This is a genomic window from Paraburkholderia sediminicola (assembly GCF_046026675.1).
GTDB lineage: Bacteria > Pseudomonadota > Gammaproteobacteria > Burkholderiales > Burkholderiaceae > Paraburkholderia > Paraburkholderia sediminicola_F.
The window spans coordinates 2,658,939-2,674,238 of record NZ_JAQQEY010000001.1 but is presented as its reverse complement, the minus strand read 5'-3'; the positions used below and the strand labels follow the sequence as shown (position 1 = coordinate 2,674,238).

The 15,300-nt window shown below is 61.5% G+C and carries 13 protein-coding genes and 5 tRNA genes; 14 read left to right on the top strand and 4 right to left on the bottom strand.

Annotation, left to right across the window (positions count from 1 at the left end):
• The first annotated feature begins 2 nt into the window (after positions 1-2).
• The 4 genes from PQQ86_RS11610 (at position 3) to PQQ86_RS11595 (ending at position 4,580) form a co-directional block, all read left to right on the top strand.
• A complete protein-coding gene (locus PQQ86_RS11610; RefSeq protein WP_408266711.1) occupies positions 3-1,040 on the top strand; it encodes a microcin C ABC transporter permease YejB in 1,038 nt (345 codons plus the stop codon).
• The gene (locus tag PQQ86_RS11605; RefSeq protein ID WP_408266709.1) at positions 1,040-2,146 is read left to right on the top strand and encodes an ABC transporter permease; all 1,107 of its coding nucleotides are present in this window, start codon (positions 1,040-1,042) and stop codon (positions 2,144-2,146) included. Before PQQ86_RS11610 ends, PQQ86_RS11605 begins: the two co-directional genes overlap by 1 nt.
• 5 nt (positions 2,147-2,151) lie before the next feature.
• Positions 2,152-3,777 carry an ABC transporter ATP-binding protein gene (locus PQQ86_RS11600; RefSeq protein WP_408270236.1) on the top strand — a complete coding sequence of 542 codons (1,626 nt, stop codon included), beginning with the start codon at positions 2,152-2,154 and terminating at the stop codon, positions 3,775-3,777.
• A gap of 137 nt (positions 3,778-3,914) precedes the next feature.
• Positions 3,915-4,580 (top strand): C40 family peptidase, encoded by a 666-nt coding sequence (locus PQQ86_RS11595; protein WP_408266707.1) that lies wholly within the window; start codon positions 3,915-3,917, stop codon positions 4,578-4,580.
• 210 nt (positions 4,581-4,790) lie between these two features.
• Here the strand turns inward: PQQ86_RS11595 and PQQ86_RS11590 are convergent, their stop codons facing one another.
• Positions 4,791-5,741, bottom strand: a complete 951-nt coding sequence (locus PQQ86_RS11590; protein WP_408266705.1) for a patatin-like phospholipase family protein — start codon at positions 5,739-5,741, stop codon at positions 4,791-4,793.
• Between the two features lie 415 nt (positions 5,742-6,156).
• Here PQQ86_RS11590 and gltX point away from each other — a divergent pair, with 415 nt between their 5' ends.
• From gltX to PQQ86_RS11555, 7 genes are all read left to right on the top strand, one after another.
• Entirely contained in the window at positions 6,157-7,566 is a 1,410-nt protein-coding gene (gene gltX / locus PQQ86_RS11585) for a glutamate--tRNA ligase (RefSeq protein WP_408266703.1), read from the top strand.
• A 122-nt stretch (positions 7,567-7,688) separates the two neighbouring features.
• Positions 7,689-7,764 (top strand) — tRNA-Ala (locus PQQ86_RS11580).
• A gap of 165 nt (positions 7,765-7,929) precedes the next feature.
• Positions 7,930-8,005 (top strand) — tRNA-Glu (locus PQQ86_RS11575).
• 82 nt (positions 8,006-8,087) lie between these two features.
• Positions 8,088-8,164 (top strand) — tRNA-Asp (locus tag PQQ86_RS11570).
• A 61-nt stretch (positions 8,165-8,225) separates the two neighbouring features.
• Positions 8,226-8,301 (top strand) — tRNA-Glu (locus PQQ86_RS11565).
• Between the two features lie 96 nt (positions 8,302-8,397).
• Positions 8,398-8,474: transfer RNA gene (locus PQQ86_RS11560), tRNA-Asp, on the top strand.
• Positions 8,475-8,628: 154 nt separating this feature from the next.
• Positions 8,629-9,093 (top strand): GNAT family N-acetyltransferase, encoded by a 465-nt coding sequence (locus PQQ86_RS11555; protein WP_054041032.1) that lies wholly within the window; start codon positions 8,629-8,631, stop codon positions 9,091-9,093.
• Between the two features lie 24 nt (positions 9,094-9,117).
• Here PQQ86_RS11555 and PQQ86_RS11550 read toward each other — a convergent pair whose 3' ends face one another.
• A complete protein-coding gene (locus PQQ86_RS11550; protein ID WP_408266701.1) occupies positions 9,118-10,002 on the bottom strand; it encodes an AraC family transcriptional regulator in 885 nt (294 codons plus the stop codon).
• A gap of 220 nt (positions 10,003-10,222) precedes the next feature.
• Between PQQ86_RS11550 and rraA the strand changes: the two genes are divergently transcribed.
• Together rraA and PQQ86_RS11540 are read left to right on the top strand one after the other, a co-directional pair.
• On the top strand, positions 10,223-10,717 hold the full coding sequence (gene rraA, locus PQQ86_RS11545) for a ribonuclease E activity regulator RraA (RefSeq protein ID WP_408266699.1): 495 nt from the start codon (positions 10,223-10,225) through the stop codon (positions 10,715-10,717).
• Positions 10,718-10,772: 55 nt separating this feature from the next.
• Complete coding sequence (locus tag PQQ86_RS11540) at positions 10,773-11,174, top strand: gamma-glutamylcyclotransferase family protein (RefSeq protein ID WP_408266697.1); 402 nt, start codon at positions 10,773-10,775, stop codon at positions 11,172-11,174.
• Between the two features lie 251 nt (positions 11,175-11,425).
• Here PQQ86_RS11540 and aceB read toward each other — a convergent pair whose 3' ends face one another.
• Positions 11,426-13,036, bottom strand: coding sequence for a malate synthase A (gene aceB, locus PQQ86_RS11535; protein WP_408266695.1), 1,611 nt, complete (start codon positions 13,034-13,036; stop codon positions 11,426-11,428).
• Positions 13,037-13,119: 83 nt separating this feature from the next.
• On the bottom strand, positions 13,120-13,977 hold the full coding sequence (locus PQQ86_RS11530) for a (S)-2-haloacid dehalogenase (RefSeq protein WP_408266693.1): 858 nt from the start codon (positions 13,975-13,977) through the stop codon (positions 13,120-13,122).
• Between the two features lie 177 nt (positions 13,978-14,154).
• Between PQQ86_RS11530 and PQQ86_RS11525 the strand changes: the two genes are divergently transcribed.
• Entirely contained in the window at positions 14,155-15,066 is a 912-nt protein-coding gene (locus PQQ86_RS11525; protein ID WP_408266691.1) for a LysR family transcriptional regulator, read from the top strand.
• The last annotated feature ends 234 nt before the right edge of the window (positions 15,067-15,300 follow it).

Genomic DNA, 15,300 nt, shown 5'->3' with positions numbered 1-15,300 from the left:
CCATGTGGAGCTACATCCTCAAACGCCTGCTGTTGATGATCCCGACCTTGCTCGGCGTGCTGACGCTGACCTTCGCCGTGATCCAGTTTGTTCCGGGCGGCCCGGTCGAGCAGATGCAGCACGAGCTGCGCAAAGGCGCGGAGAATGGCGCGCCATTCGGCCTGCGCACGCATACGGGTGTCGACGCGCAGCAGATCGCGCAACTGAAAGTGCTGTATGGCTTCGACAAACCGCCGCTCGAACGCTACGTGCTGATGCTCAAACGCTTCTCGACGTTCGATCTTGGTCAGAGCTATTTCCGCCACCAGAGCGTGTGGTCGCTGATCGTTTCGAAGTTGCCGGTGTCGATCAGCATTGGCTTATGGACGTTCTTTCTGACGTATCTGATATCGGTGCCGTTGGGCATAGCCAAAGCGGTGCGCAACGGTTCACGCTTCGATATCGCGACGAGCCTCGTCGTGCTGGTCGGTTATGCGATTCCGGGCTTTGTATTGGGCGTGCTGTTGCTGGTGCTGTTCGGCGGCGGCAGTTTCCTGCAGTTGTTCCCGCTGCGCAATCTCACCTCGGACAACTGGGCGCAATTGAGTTTTGGCGGCAAGATCGTCGACTATCTGTGGCACATCACCTTGCCGATCACGGCCTCGGTGGTGGGCAGTTTCGCGGTCGTCACGATGCTGACGAAAAACGCCTTCCTCGACGAAATTCGCAAGCAATACGTGCTGACCGCGCGCGCCAAAGGTTTGTCGGAAAAGCGCGTGCTGTGGAAGCATGTGTTTCGTAACGCGTTGCTCCCGTTGATCGTCGGCTTCCCGGCGGCGTTCATCGGTGCGTTCTTCACCGGCAGTCTGCTGATCGAGACGCTGTTTTCGCTCGACGGACTTGGCCTGCTGTCGTACGAATCGGTGGTGCGGCGCGACTATCCGGTCGTGCTCGGGACGCTCTATCTGTTCACGCTGATTGGTCTCGCGACCAAGCTGATTTCCGATCTCTGCTATGTGTGGGTCGATCCCCGCATCCAATTCGAACAACTGGAGCGCTGATGAATCGAGCCCGTCTTTCAGCCGATGCGGCGGCGCGCACCGAACCGGTTCGCGCGTTCGTATCACCCACGCCCGCGCGTCGCGTCTGGCAGCGTTTTCGCCAACAGCGTCTTGGCTACTGGAGTCTGATCATCTTCGTCGTCGCGTTTGCCGCGAGCCTCGCCGGGCCGCTGTGGTCGAACGATAAGCCGCTCGTGGTGCGTTACGAAGGGCAGTTGTATTTTCCGATGTTCAAGACCTACGCGGAGACCACTTTCGGTGGCGACTTCCCGACGCCCGCCGATTATCTCGATCCGTATATCAAGCATCGTTTCGACACGCCGGGTAACTTCGCCGTGTATCCGCCGAACCGGTACTACTACGACACGCTGAATTACTTCTCGAAAGCACCGAATCCGGCGCCGCCGTCGCGCGATAACTGGTTCGGCACGGACGACCGTGGTCGCGATCTCTTCGCGCGTCTTCTGTACGGGTTTCGCGTGTCGGTGGAATTCGCGCTGGTGCTAACCTTGATCGGCACCGTGCTTGGGATTGCCGCCGGCGCCGTGCAGGGTTACTTCGGAGGACGTATCGATATCATCGGGCAGCGCCTGATCGAAATCTGGAGTGCCATGCCGGAGCTTTACCTATTGATCATTTTCTCGTCGATCTTCGAGCCAGGGTTCATTCTGCTGATCGTGCTGCTGTCGCTGTTCGGCTGGATCGGCTTGTCCGATTACGTACGCGCGGAGTTTCTGCGCAACCGCCACCAGGACTATGTGCGTGCAGCGCGAGCAATGGGGCTCTCGAACTGGCAGATCATGTGGCGGCACGTCTTGCCCAACAGTCTGACGCCGGTGATCACGTTTCTGCCGTTCCGCATGAGCGGCGCGATTCTCGCGCTCACCAGCCTGGACTTTCTCGGTCTCGGCGTGCCTTCGCCGACCCCGAGTCTCGGCGAACTGCTTGCGCAAGGCAAAGCGAATCTCGACGCATGGTGGATTTCGTTGTCCACGTTCGGCGTGCTGGTCGCAATGCTGTTGCTGCTGACGTTCATGGGCGATGCCCTGCGCAACGCGCTGGACACCCGCATTTCCGATGCCATGCGCGCAGGAGGCAACCAGTGAGCGCCATGGTGGTGAACGACGTAAAACAGGCTATAGCGCCGCCGCTGCTGGAACTCGATCGTCTGCATGTGACCTTCGGCGACACCGTCGCGGTGAACGACGTGACGCTTGCGATTCAACGCGGCGAGCGGGTCGCGCTGGTCGGCGAATCGGGCTCGGGCAAGAGCGTGACTGCGCTCTCGATCCTGCGTCTGTTGAGCGACGCGCAGGTGGGCGGGGCGATCCGTTTCGATGGCCAGGATCTGCTTGCGAAAAGCGAACGGGAGATGCGCGGCATGCGCGGCTCGGACATCGCGATGATCTTCCAGGAGCCGATGACGGCCCTCAATCCGCTCTATACGGTCGGTGACCAGATCGCGGAGACGATCGTCGTGCACGACGGCGTCACGGCGAACGAGGCGCGTAAGCGCGCGGTGGCGTTGCTGGGGCGCACGGGCATTGCCGAGCCCGGCAAGCGTGTGAACAGCTATCCGCATCAGCTCTCGGGCGGTCAGCGGCAGCGCGCGATGATCGCGATGGCGCTCGCGTGCCGCCCGCGCCTGTTGCTGGCCGACGAGCCGACAACGGCGCTTGACGTCACGATCCGCGCGCAGATCGTCGAGTTACTGCTGGAACTGCAACGCGACGAAGCCGAGAAACGCGGCATGGCTGTGCTGCTTATCACGCACGACCTGAATCTGGTGCGCCATTTCGCACAACGCATTGCGGTGATGGAGCAGGGCGTACTCGTGGAAAGCGGGCCGGTCGAGCAGGTGTTCGAGTCGCCGCAGCATCCGTACACGCAGCGTCTGTTGGCGAGCCGCCCACAGCGCACGGTGGTGCCGGTGCTGCCGATTTCGCCGGTTCTGCTCGAAGCGCGCGATGTCTCGGTCGATTTCAAAATGAAGCTGCCTGGCTTGAGCGGCTGGTTTCGCTCGGGGCACTTCCGCGCGGTCGCCGATGCGAACGTGTCGGTGCGCCAGGGCGAGACACTGGGGATCGTCGGCGAATCGGGTTCGGGTAAATCGACGCTCGCAATGGCCCTGCTCGGTCTGCAACGCACGGTGCACGGCGAGATCGAGTTTCAGGGCAGGGCGCTCGGCAGCTATCGCGGCGCTGAACAGACCGCCTTACGCTCGAATATGCAAGTTGTCTTTCAGGACCCGTTCAGTTCACTTTCGCCGCGGCAAACCATCGAGCGGATCGTCGGCGAAGGGCTCGCGCTGCACCGGCCGCAAATGGGCCAGGAGGCACGGCGCGACAAGGTGGTATCGGTCCTGCGCGAAGTCGGTTTGGACCGCACGGTGCTGTACCGCTATCCGCATGAGTTCTCCGGCGGCCAGCGTCAGCGGATTGCGATCGCGCGTGCTCTGGTGCTGGAGCCGCGCATCCTGATCCTCGACGAACCGACCAGCGCACTCGACGTGTCGATCCAGCAGCAGGTGCTGAAACTGCTTGCCGGGTTGCAACAGAAGTACAACCTCGGCTTCGTTTTCATCAGTCACGATCTGGCCGTGATCGGGGCGATGGCGCATCGTGTCGCGGTCATGCAAAATGGATCGATCGTCGAAAGCGGCGACGTTGAGCAGATTTTTGCGACACCGGCGCACCCTTACACCCGAAAGCTGCTGAAAGCGGCGCTTGACCACTGATTTTGCACTCTTTCACCAATTGGGTGCGTGTCTCGATTGTATTTTTCTATTTGTTTTGACACGTGAATACTTACTGGCTAGTATCGACCAAACTTTTTTCCGTAGCCCACTGATTTTTAGGCAAAAAATACCGACCAATGCAGCACAGAAACCTAACCCAGGCTTGCACGCGCGTCGTCGCCGGGATGTTCATTGGCGTCTTGATGGCAGCAGCTCCCGGCGCGTTCGCCGACGAAGTAAGCGGTTTTAATCAGAATGCCTCATTTTCGACCCCCAGCGGGTCGAATTCTTTGTCCCCCCTCAATTCGCAATCGGCCGCTCCTGACAGCGACGGCGGCGCCAAATCGTTCCTGTCCGGCATGGCCGGCAAAGCGGGCGACGTGGTGGTCGGCGCGCTGAACATGATCGGCGTTCGCTACCGTTGGGGTGGTAATACGCCCGATTCGGGGCTCGATTGCAGCGGCTTCGTGCGCTATGTGTTCCAGGACACGCTCGGTATGGCGCTGCCGCGCCGCGCCGAGGAAATGAGCCGTGTCGGCGAAAAAGTTCGCGTCAGCGATCTGAAGCCGGGTGATCTGGTGTTCTTCAACACGATGCGCCGCACGTTCTCGCACGTCGGCATCTACATCGGCGACAACAAGTTTGTGCATTCGCCTTCCACGGGCAGCACGATCCGCGTCGACGATATGGATAGCGGTTATTGGGAAAAGCGCTTTACTGGTGCACGCCGGATCGAGACGTCCTATCAGGAAGGTGAAGATCTGCGCAAGCGCGTGAATGCGTCGATCGGCGGTAATCAGTAACTGATTCAGCCCGCACCGGCGGTTTTGGTGCGACAAAAAAGCCTGCTTCGGTTGAAGCAGGCTTTTTGCGTTTGGGCGCTTACCGATGAATGTGGCACGAGATCTTCCGCGCGGTACGCCGGGTTGGATCGGCGCTGCGTGCGTGCGTGACGGCGACTGCAGCTGCCGCTGCCGCGCGCCGGCCGGTATAACCGGCGCGATCCTGCCGGGTTACACCGCGGCGCGGCTTGCGGCCATCTTACGTTGCAACTCGGGCATCATCTTCGCCACGGCTTCCTCGCCAGCCAGGATCGCTGCGTTGCGCTGTGAGAAATCGCTGCCGCTCATCGCGGCCAGATTCGGCCGGATCACGATGTCGGCGTACTTGTCGAGTTCATAAGCCTTGATCGTCTGGCCCATGATGGTGAAAGTCTGCATGAGCACGTCGAACGAGCTGGCAGTGAGGCCGCTTTCCGGGCGCTGCGAGATGTCCACGGCAATCACAAAATCCGCGCCCATCTTGCGCGCAAACGAGGCGGGCACCGGACTCACGAGGCCGCCGTCCACATACTCGTGACCGCCGATCTTCACCGGTTCGAAAATCGACGGCACGCTGCATGATGCGCGCACCGCAATGCCGGTGTTGCCGCGCTGGAACAGGATCGGCTGGCCGGTCTTCAGGTCGGTGGCGACCACGCCGAGCGGCTTGACCATCTTCTCGATCGGACGGTTGTTGAGCGTCGTATTCAGGTAGTTCTGCAGCGCTACGCCTTGCAGAAAGCCGCGCGTGCGAAACGGCATCGCCCAGTCGCTGATCGACGCTTCGTCCATGGTCAGTGCGAGCTTGTTCAGCGCAAAGCCGTTCATCCCGGAGGCGTATAACGCACCGACCACCGAGCCCGCGCTGGTGCCGGCCACAAGGTCGACCTGGATATTGCGCGCCTCGAGTGCCTTGATCACGCCGATGTGCGCGAAGCCGCGCGCGGCGCCACCGCCTAGCGCGAGCCCGACGCGGATCGGCCGCTGCGGTTTGTCGAGTGGCGGCGGGTTGACGGTGGGCGCGGTGGCGACCGGCGTGCTATCGGTCTTGCTGCCGCCGGTCGTGGTGCAGGCAGCGAGCACCGCGGAGGCGGCCGCCAACGAGAAGTTGCGACGGGCAAGGCGAGGGGATGACGGTTTCAACGGGTTCTCCAGCAACGGCAGGGGCGGCGCGATCGGCGCAACCGATGCCGCGATCAGGCGGATAGTCAAACGGACGGAATGGCCGGTGGCGATTCCATGCGCTGTGGTTCTATCCCCACCCGCAGCGCGCGCACATCATAAATCAAAGCTCCGGGCACGCGCCGGTCCGGTAATGAAACGTTGCAGAGGAAATGTGCAGGCCTCCCGAGGCGCGCTGCTCGCGCGTCTTGTGCGCTGCCAATGGCCATTCGGACGAGGGCAGGCGCCACGTGTTCGGAAGGTATAATTCGCCTCTCGCATTTATTTCCTTCGTGTCTGTGCAAGGCAGCTTTCTGCTGCATGGACGCGGTCCGCTGCCGCGCTTCACTGGCAATGTTCGCCACGGCGCCGGCGCCTGTCTTCCGAGTAACCGCTAATGACCACCTCCGTCCGTACCCGTTTCGCACCGAGTCCCACCGGCTTCATCCACCTCGGCAACATTCGCTCCGCGCTTTATCCGTGGGCGTTCGCGCGCAAGATGAAAGGGACCTTCGTGCTGCGGATCGAGGACACCGACGTCGAGCGTTCCAGTACCGAAGCGGTCGACGCCATTCTCGAAGGGATGGAATGGCTCGGCCTCGATATCGACGAGGGCCCGTTCTACCAGATGCAGCGCATGGACCGTTATCGCGAAGTGCTCAAGCAGATGCAGGACGCGGGGCTCGTGTACCCGTGCTACATGTCGACGGAAGAGCTGGACGCATTGCGTGAACGTCAACGCGAGGCCGGCGAAAAGCCGCGCTATGACGGCACGTGGCGTCCGGAACCCGGTAAGGTCTTGCCGGAGCCGCCGGCCGGCGTGCAGCCCGTGCTGCGCTTCCGCAATCCGCTCTCCGGCGTGGTTGCATGGGAGGACGCTGTGAAAGGCCGCATCGAGATCTCGAACGAAGAACTCGACGACCTCGTGATCGCGCGCCCGGACGGCACGCCGACCTACAACTTCTGCGTGGTGGTGGACGATCTGGACATGCGCATCACGCACGTGATTCGCGGCGACGATCACGTGAATAACACGCCGCGTCAGATCAACATTCTGCGTGCGCTGGGCGCCGAGCCGCCGGTTTACGCGCACTTGCCGACCGTGCTGAACGAGCAGGGCGAGAAGATGAGCAAGCGTCACGGCGCGATGAGCGTGATGGGTTATCGCGACGCAGGCTTTTTGCCGGAAGCGGTGGTCAACTATCTGGCGCGTCTGGGCTGGTCGCATGGCGACGCGGAGATTTTTACGCGTGAGCAGTTCGTCGAATGGTTCGATCTGGAGCATCTGGGCAAGTCGCCGGCTCAGTACGACCACGACAAGCTGAACTGGCTCAACGCCCACTACATCAAGGAAGCGGACAATGCGCGCCTTGCCGAGCTCGCAAAGCCTTTCTTCGCCGGGTTGGGTATCGACGAAGCAGCTATTGCGCAGGGCGCCGATCTGACTTCGGTGGTGGGCTTGCTGAAGGACCGTGCGTCGACGGTCAAGGAAATCGCCGAGAACGCGGCGATGTTCTATCGCACGCCGGCGCCTGAAGCCGAGGCGCTTGCGCAGCACGTCACGGATGTCGTGCGTCCGGCACTTGCCGATCTGGCTGCAACGCTCAAAACGGTCGAATGGACCAAGGAAGCGATCGCTGCGGCGTTGAAGGCAACGCTTGGCACACACAAGCTGAAGATGCCGCAACTGGCCATGCCGGTTCGTCTGCTGGTGGCAGGCACCACGCATACGCCGTCGATTGACAGCGTGCTGATGCTGTTTGGCCGCGATGTTGTCGTGGGCCGTATCGAAAAAGCGTTGGCTTAAGCGCGTTCGCGTTCGCATTGAGAGGGTTTGCATGCGACTTGCGAAAAAAGTCGCATGCAATTGCGCAAAGGGTATTTACAAAGCGCAAATTGGCCTCTAAAATCTCGTTTCTGTTCTGCAAGGGGGGTATAGCTCAGCTGGGAGAGCGCTTGCATGGCATGCAAGAGGTCAGCGGTTCGATCCCGCTTACCTCCACCATCAGAGCAGAGTGAAGTCGTTCCGAAGTCTGGAGCTTGTAGCAAAAAAGACTTCACAAGCAGCCGTAACGTAGTTAGAATATCGGTCTTTGCTGCTGACGAAACGAAATTAGCCGAAAGTTAAAGTGAGTTAGCAGCAAGATAAAGACAGATCTGAAAAGATTATGTCCCCTTCGTCTAGAGGCCTAGGACATCACCCTTTCACGGTGAGTACAGGGGTTCGAATCCCCTAGGGGACGCCAAACATCAGCGTCGCTTGGTAGTAGTAAAGCAGCGCAGCTTGCAGAGAAAAAACCAACGCTCGCAAGTCATGATAGGCAAACTGGAGTGGTAGTTCAGTTGGTTAGAATACCGGCCTGTCACGCCGGGGGTCGCGGGTTCGAGTCCCGTCCACTCCGCCAGACAAAGCCCGTTCATACAAACCTGAACGGGCTTTTTCATTAAAGGTGTAAGCAGTACGTTGTCCCCTTCGTCTAGAGGCCTAGGACATCACCCTTTCACGGTGAGTACAGGGGTTCGAATCCCCTAGGGGACGCCAGCAACATCGGCGTCGTTCATTGCGCAGAATAAGTGAGCAATATGAGCGGTGCAGGTGGTGAATGAGCCAGGCTCACAAGCCACGGTGCAAAAATCTGGAGCGGTAGTTCAGTTGGTTAGAATACCGGCCTGTCACGCCGGGGGTCGCGGGTTCGAGTCCCGTCCGCTCCGCCAGATTTTTAAGAAGCCCACTTCGAAAGAAGTGGGCTTTTTTTATGTCCGCAGCCGGTCCGCTTGGGTATCGTCCGGGTATGCTCGGGACAAACAGCCATTGCCAGCGCGCGCGGCCTGTTTTACCGTTGACCCGACTCATCTTCGTCGTTCCACCATGTTCGATCCAACCGAAGCTCCGTCACCGTTTCATCTGCGCCCGGCCAGCATGGACGATTTCGAGTTCGCCGAGGCGCTGACTCGCAATAACATGGGCGGCTACTATCGCCGGCACCATCTGGTGTGGCGTGGCGATCTGTTTCTCGGCAGTTGGCGCGAGTCGGAGAATTTCATTCTCGAAGTGGACGGCACGCCGATCGGTGTGCTGCGCATCACCCAGGAAGGCGATTCGCTGCATATCCGCGACGTGCAGATTGCCGAAGGGCATCGGCGTCTCGGCGCCGGCACGTATCTGCTCGATATGTCGCATCAATGGGCGCGCGAGCGCGGGCTGCGTGAGTTGCAGTTGCGGGTGTTCGTCGACAATCCTGCCGCGCGGCTGTACCAACGCAAGGGGTACAAGCTGGCTGGGCCGCGTCTGGCGCAACTCGGGGCGATTCGTCATCTGGCGCGGCGTGTTTGACGCAGTGCGGCGAGTGGCTGGCGGTTACGCTTTACGCCGGCACTTGTGCGCGGTCTCTTCGTCCGCCTCGGTATCGCCGCGATCCCCGCTCTCTATACGATGTTCAGCGCCACGCTCGATGAACGCCCGTGGGCTTTCACCGAATGCCCGCCGGAACATCGCCGAGAACGCACTCTGGCTCTGATACCCCAACTCTTGCGCCACATGTGAAAGCGGCCGCCCCTGGCTCAACAGCGGAATCGCGCGCGCGAGAATCGCCTGCTGACGCCATTGCGAAAAGCTCACGCCCAACTCCTGACGAAACAGCCGCGCAATCGTGCGCGTACTCGCCCCCACGCTCGATGCCCACTGTTCGAGCGACTCGCCATGCGTTGGGTCTGCGATCACAGCCTCGCACAACGCGCGCAAACGCTTCTCGTTGGGCATCGGCACGGACAGCGGCAGTGGTTCCGAACGCGTCAGTTCATCAAGTGCAAGCGCGCCTAGCAACTGTTCGCGTGTCGCCGAAATGCCGGGCGTGTCGAGCGCGGCGATGACCTCGCGTAGCAGATCCGATACTTCGACCACGCGCGGCGTATCCAGTCCGGCCGGGACGGTGCTTTCGGTGATGTAGAGCGTGCGCAGAAAGGCATCTTCGACTGCGACCACTTCGTGCGTCACGTGCGGTGGCACCCAGATCGCCCGGGATGGCGGCACCATCCATGTCGTACCGGTCGTTGCGACCCGCAGTACGCCGCGCGATGCATAGGCCACCTGCGCCCATGCATGCGTGTGTCGCGCGATACGCCAGCCCGAGGGCATTAGCCGCGAGCGCACGCGGATCGGATGCGTTTGCGTCGGCTGGAATTCGGGCGGGATGTCGGCGAAGTGGACCTGGCTCGACAGGACTGAGTCAGTGGGCGAATTCATGTTGAAGATCGATCCAATGGATGGAACGCAAAAAACGCAGTGGGTGTATGCGCGCAACCCGCAAGCAGGGAGCGCTCACGCACAGAGCCATCAAGCGCGGACCAGAGAGCGCGGACCCAAAGGCCCAGACCCAAAACCACCGCGAGCCTCTCATTGTAGGTGTTACGTCGGAGTCAACGTTGCATAATGTCCCGATTGCACGGATCCCGAGGAGAAGGTCATGAGCTTTGCAACCGCCGACTTGTGCGACGCACACGAGGACCAACTGGCGCTGGGCACGCTGCGCGTGCTCGAACCAGTCTTTCATCTCTTCAGCCGCGCCGAGTGTTTCAGTGGTGAGGCGGTAACGCTAAAGGTGTTCGAAGACAACGCACTCGTCCGCGCCACGCTCGAGGAGAAGGGCGCCGGCCGGGTGCTGGTGGTTGACGGCGGTGGCAGTCTGCGTTGCGCGCTGGTGGGCGGCAACCTTGCGCAAATCGCTGAACAGAATGGCTGGGCTGGCATCGTGTTGAACGGCTGCGTGCGCGACGCGCTGGAGCTCAATGAAGTCAATGTCGGCGTGGCCGCACTGACGACCTGCCCACGGCGTGGCCAGAAGCTCGGCGCCGGCAAGCGCGACGTGCCGGTGCAATTGCCGGGCGCGCTGGTACGTCCGGGCGAATGGATCTATGTGGATATCGACGGCGTGCTGGTGGCGAGCGCGCCGCTGAACTGAACTCCCGGCAACAGCCGGGGCAAGCCGAACTCATCATCAAGGAGAACAAACGACGATGCAGACCGTTTTTGTATACGGCACGTTGCGGGCCGGTGAAGTGAACGACCTGAGAGAGGCTGCGGCGCGCAACGAGATCGCCGCGCCGAATCTGCTCGGCACGGCCACGGTGCGCGGCCATCTATTCGACTTCGGCCTGTATCCGGGCCTGGTGGTCGACGAAGCGGGCGTGGACGTCATGGGCGACGTCTACGAAATCGACGATGAACTGGTTGCGGTGCTTGACGAGATCGAAGCCGTCTATCCCGGCGTCGAAGATCGATTCCTCGCGCGGGAAGTGATGGTGAAAGTAGACGGTAACGTCGTGAACTGCCGCTTCTATCCGGTCGCGCCTCAAGCGGCGAAGGGCCTTCCCGAAATCAGATCGGGTGATTGGGTTGAGTACCGCAGCACGCGTTGACAGGTTGTATAGCGGGCCCACGGCGAGCGCGCCGCAACATAACCAATGCATGACGCGCACATCACGAGCGCGTAACCGGCACACAACGAGCACATAAAAAAACGGCCCGGCAGGCATACGCCTGTCGGGCCGCCCGGTCGGTCAGCCTTGCGACCCCGGCCGCTCTTTCATCTTGCGTGGCTGGTGAAAGCGGGCCTGGTACGACGTCGTTATTGCTGGTAAATCAGGCTGATGCATGAGGCACAGATGCCTCAGATTTCCTCGTACAGCGGCAGCGTCAGGAAGTCGGTGAACTGCTCCGACGTCGACATCTCTTCGAAGATTTGTGCAGCGCGATCGTACGGCTTCGTATCGCCGCCGACTGCCTGCTTCACCTTGTCGAGCTCCTGCGCCGACAGTTCGCGCACCAGTTCGGCCGTGACCTTGCGGCCGTCGTCGAGCTTGCCCTTCGGCGAGCGAATCCATTGCCACACTTGCGAGCGCGAGATCTCCGCGGTGGCGGCGTCTTCCATCAGGTTGTGAATCGGCACGCAGCCATTACCTGCGAGCCACGAACCCAGATAGTGAATGCCGACGTTGATGTTGTTGCGCAGACCGCCTTCGGTGATCGGTGCTTCCGGGCGGAAGTCCGTCAGGTCGGTCGCCGTGACGAGCACGTCGTCGCGTTGCTTGCCGATCTGATTCGGTTTGTCGCCGAGCACCTTGACGAATTCTTCCATCGCGATCGGCACGAGGCCCGGATGCGCGACCCAGCCACCGTCGTAACCGTCGCCGGCATCGCGTGCCTTGTCAGAGCGCACACCACCCATTGCCTTGTCGTTTGCTGCCGGATCGTTCTTGATCGGAATTAGCGCGCTCATGCCGCCGATTGCCGGCGCGTTGCGTCGATGGCAGGTCTTCAGCAACAGCAGCGCATAGGCACGCATGAACGGCGAGGTCATCGTGATCTGCGAGCGGTCGGCGAGACAGAAATCGCGGTCGTTCTTGAACTTCTTGATCGCTGAGAAGATGTAGTCCCAACGGCCGGCGTTCAGACCCGAGCTGTGTTCGCGCAGCTCGTACAGGATCTCGTCCATTTCGAATGCGGCAACGATCGTTTCGATCAGCACGGTGGCGCGAATCGTACCGCGCGGCACGCCGACGGCTTCCTGTGCGGCGAGGAAGATGTCGTTCCACAGACGCGCTTCCAGATGGCTCTCCATCTTCGGCAAATAGAAGTAGGGCGCCGTGCCGCGCGCAACCTGTTCCTTCGCATTGTGAACCATGAAGAGCGCGAAATCGAAGATGCCGCCGGACACGCGCTTGCCGTCCACCGTCACATGCTTTTCGTCCAGATGCCAGCCGCGCGGACGCACGATCAGCGTGGCGATCTCGTCGTTCAGCGTGTACGACTTGCCGTTCTGTTCGAGCGAAATCGTGCGGCGCACTGCGTCCTTCAGATTGATGTGGCCGGTAATCTGGTTATCCCAGCTCGGCGCATTCGAATCTTCGAAGTCGGTCATGTACGAATCCGCGCCCGAATTCAGCGCGTTGATGATCATCTTGCGCTCGACCGGTCCGGTGATTTCCACGCGGCGGCATTGCAGATCCTGTGGCAGCGGCGCGATCTTCCAGTCGCCTTCACGCACGCTTTTCGTTTCGGCGAGGAAGTCGGGGCGCTCGCCGGCATCGAGACGTTTGGCGCGCTCCACACGCGCCTGCAGCAATTGCTGGCGGCGCGGTTCGAACGTGCGATGCAGCGCGGCGACGAGTTCGAGCGCTTCGCGGGTGAGGATCGCTTCGTAGCCCGGCTTGATCTCAGCCGTGATTTCCATGCCCTGTGGCAGTGACAGCGATGATTGCGATGACAGCGGATTCGCCATGGTTTCTCCTTGGTCGGTCAGATTGCAAAGGTGCAAATGTTGAGATGCGGTTGAATTGCGTCGCGGGATCCAGGTGGTAGCCGTCATGCGCCAGGGCTGTGGCGTGTGCGGCTGCCACCTGGATTGCCGGTGTTGCCCGTGCCGCTATTGCGGCCGGACGACGCGAGGGACTTCAGGAAAGCGAGCAGATCGTTCATGCCTCCGCCCGCGCCATGCGGCGTGACGCCCAGTTCTTCGGCTGGTGCGTTTTGCCGGTTAAGCCAGAAAGTTGTGAAGCCGAACCAGCTCGCGCCTGCCACGTCCCAGCCGTTCGACGACACGAAGACGATTTCGCGCGGCTCTGCGCTGAAGGCTTGTGTGCCGAGTGTGTAGGCCACGGGCGACGGTTTGTAGGCGCGTACCGTGTCGACGGATAGGACATGGTCGAACAGGCGCGTCATGCCGGCGCTTTTCACGGCGATGTCGAGCATTTGCGGATTGCCGTTCGAGAGGATCGCGAGACCGGGCCTTGAACCTGCCCCTGCTCCGGCTTTGCCGCCCGCAGGCGCAGGTATGGACCCAGAAGATGCCGAAGGCGCGTCGCGCAACTGGCGTAGTGCGGGCACGGCATCGGGAAAAGCGGACAGGCACGCATATTCGTCCATCAGGCGCTTCTCTGCCGCACGGCCCAGCGTGAGATGCAGTTTCCTGGCGGCGAAGCGCAAGGCGTCGAGCGTGATGTCCCAGAACGGCCGGTAGTGTGCACCGGGCGCACTGGCCGGATCGGCGAGCGTACGCAGCTGCGTGTATTCGATCTGTTTCTGGCGCCACAACTGCGAGAGCGCGTCGCCGTGGCCGGGGAACATCTGCTCCGCGGCAGCGATCACCGAATGCACGTCGAAAAGCGTGCCGTATGCGTCAAAAATCACTGCTTTAGGGAAGGGTGTCGTTGTGGCCGACATTGCCGTGCACTCCTATCAGAGGTCAAGACGGATTGTATTAGTGATGCTCCACGCTAAAAAAGAGGCTAAACATCACTTGATCTTTTACTTTCATACACCTAATCTGACGCGCACCGACCACTTTCCTGCACAACGCCCCAAGGGGACATCCTTCGAGGCGTCGCGGCTCCGCTCCCCATGGATCGTTTCAAGCAGATCGAGACTTTCGTTACCGTAGCGGCCAAGGGCAGCCTGTCCGCCGCGGCGCTCGCCGAGGGCGTCGCGCCCGCCATCATCGGCCGCCGTATCGATGCACTCGAAGAGCGCCTTGGCGTCAAATTGCTGGTGCGCACCACGCGCAAGATCACGCTGACCTTCGAGGGCTCGGCGTTTCTCGAAGACTGCCAGCGCGTCATCCACGACATGCAGAACGCCGAGGCCAGCGTGTCGGCCGGCGGCGTGAAGGCGAGCGGCCATTTGCGGCTGTCGGCGCCGGCCGGGTTTGGGCGCCGGCATGTTGCGCCGCTAGTGCCGGCCTTCACGGTCGCGCATCCGGATGTATCGATTACGCTCGACCTGTCCGACCGGCTGGTCGATCTCGTCAACGAGGGCTTCGACTGCGCCGTGCGCCTGGGCGAGTTGCCCGATTCGTCGCTGGTGTCGCTCAAGCTCGGTGAGAACCGCCGCGTGTGTGTGGCTTCGCCGTCGTACCTGAGCCGGCGCGGTTCGCCGCATACGCTGGCCGATCTCGCGCATCACAACTGTCTCGCGCTCGGAGCGAGCGCCAACCAGCAGCGCGGCTGGATGTTCCAGCAGGGCGACAAGGTCGTGTCGATCAAGGTGTCCGGCACGATGGAATGCTCGGACGGCGCCGTGCTGCACGAGTGGTGCCTCGAGGGTTACGGGCTCGCATGGCGCTCGTGGTGGGAGGTCGGCACGGATATCGCGGCTGGCCGGCTGGTGAGCGTGCTCGACGAGTTCTCCGCGCCGCCGATCGGCATCCATGCGGTTTTTCCGCAGCGCCGGCATTTGCCGCTGCGGGTCCGGCTGTTTCTGGACTTTCTCAAACATACGTACGGCCATCCTGATTACTGGGGCGAGGGCGGCTGAGTTGCGGCTGCGGCCCGGCGATCCAGCGGCCCGGCGCAACGACCCTTATGCCGTCCTGCTCAACCGCCACACACGACTCCCACGCGGACCCACGCAGCGGGTTTCCGATATGCGGACAGACCCGCACGACAGCCTTGAGCGCGTTTCTGCGACCTACAATCGATTGAAGCGGTTTCCAAGCCGCGCCTCGTGGGACGCTGACGCCGCGCTGCACGCAGCCGGCGACGGAGGGCA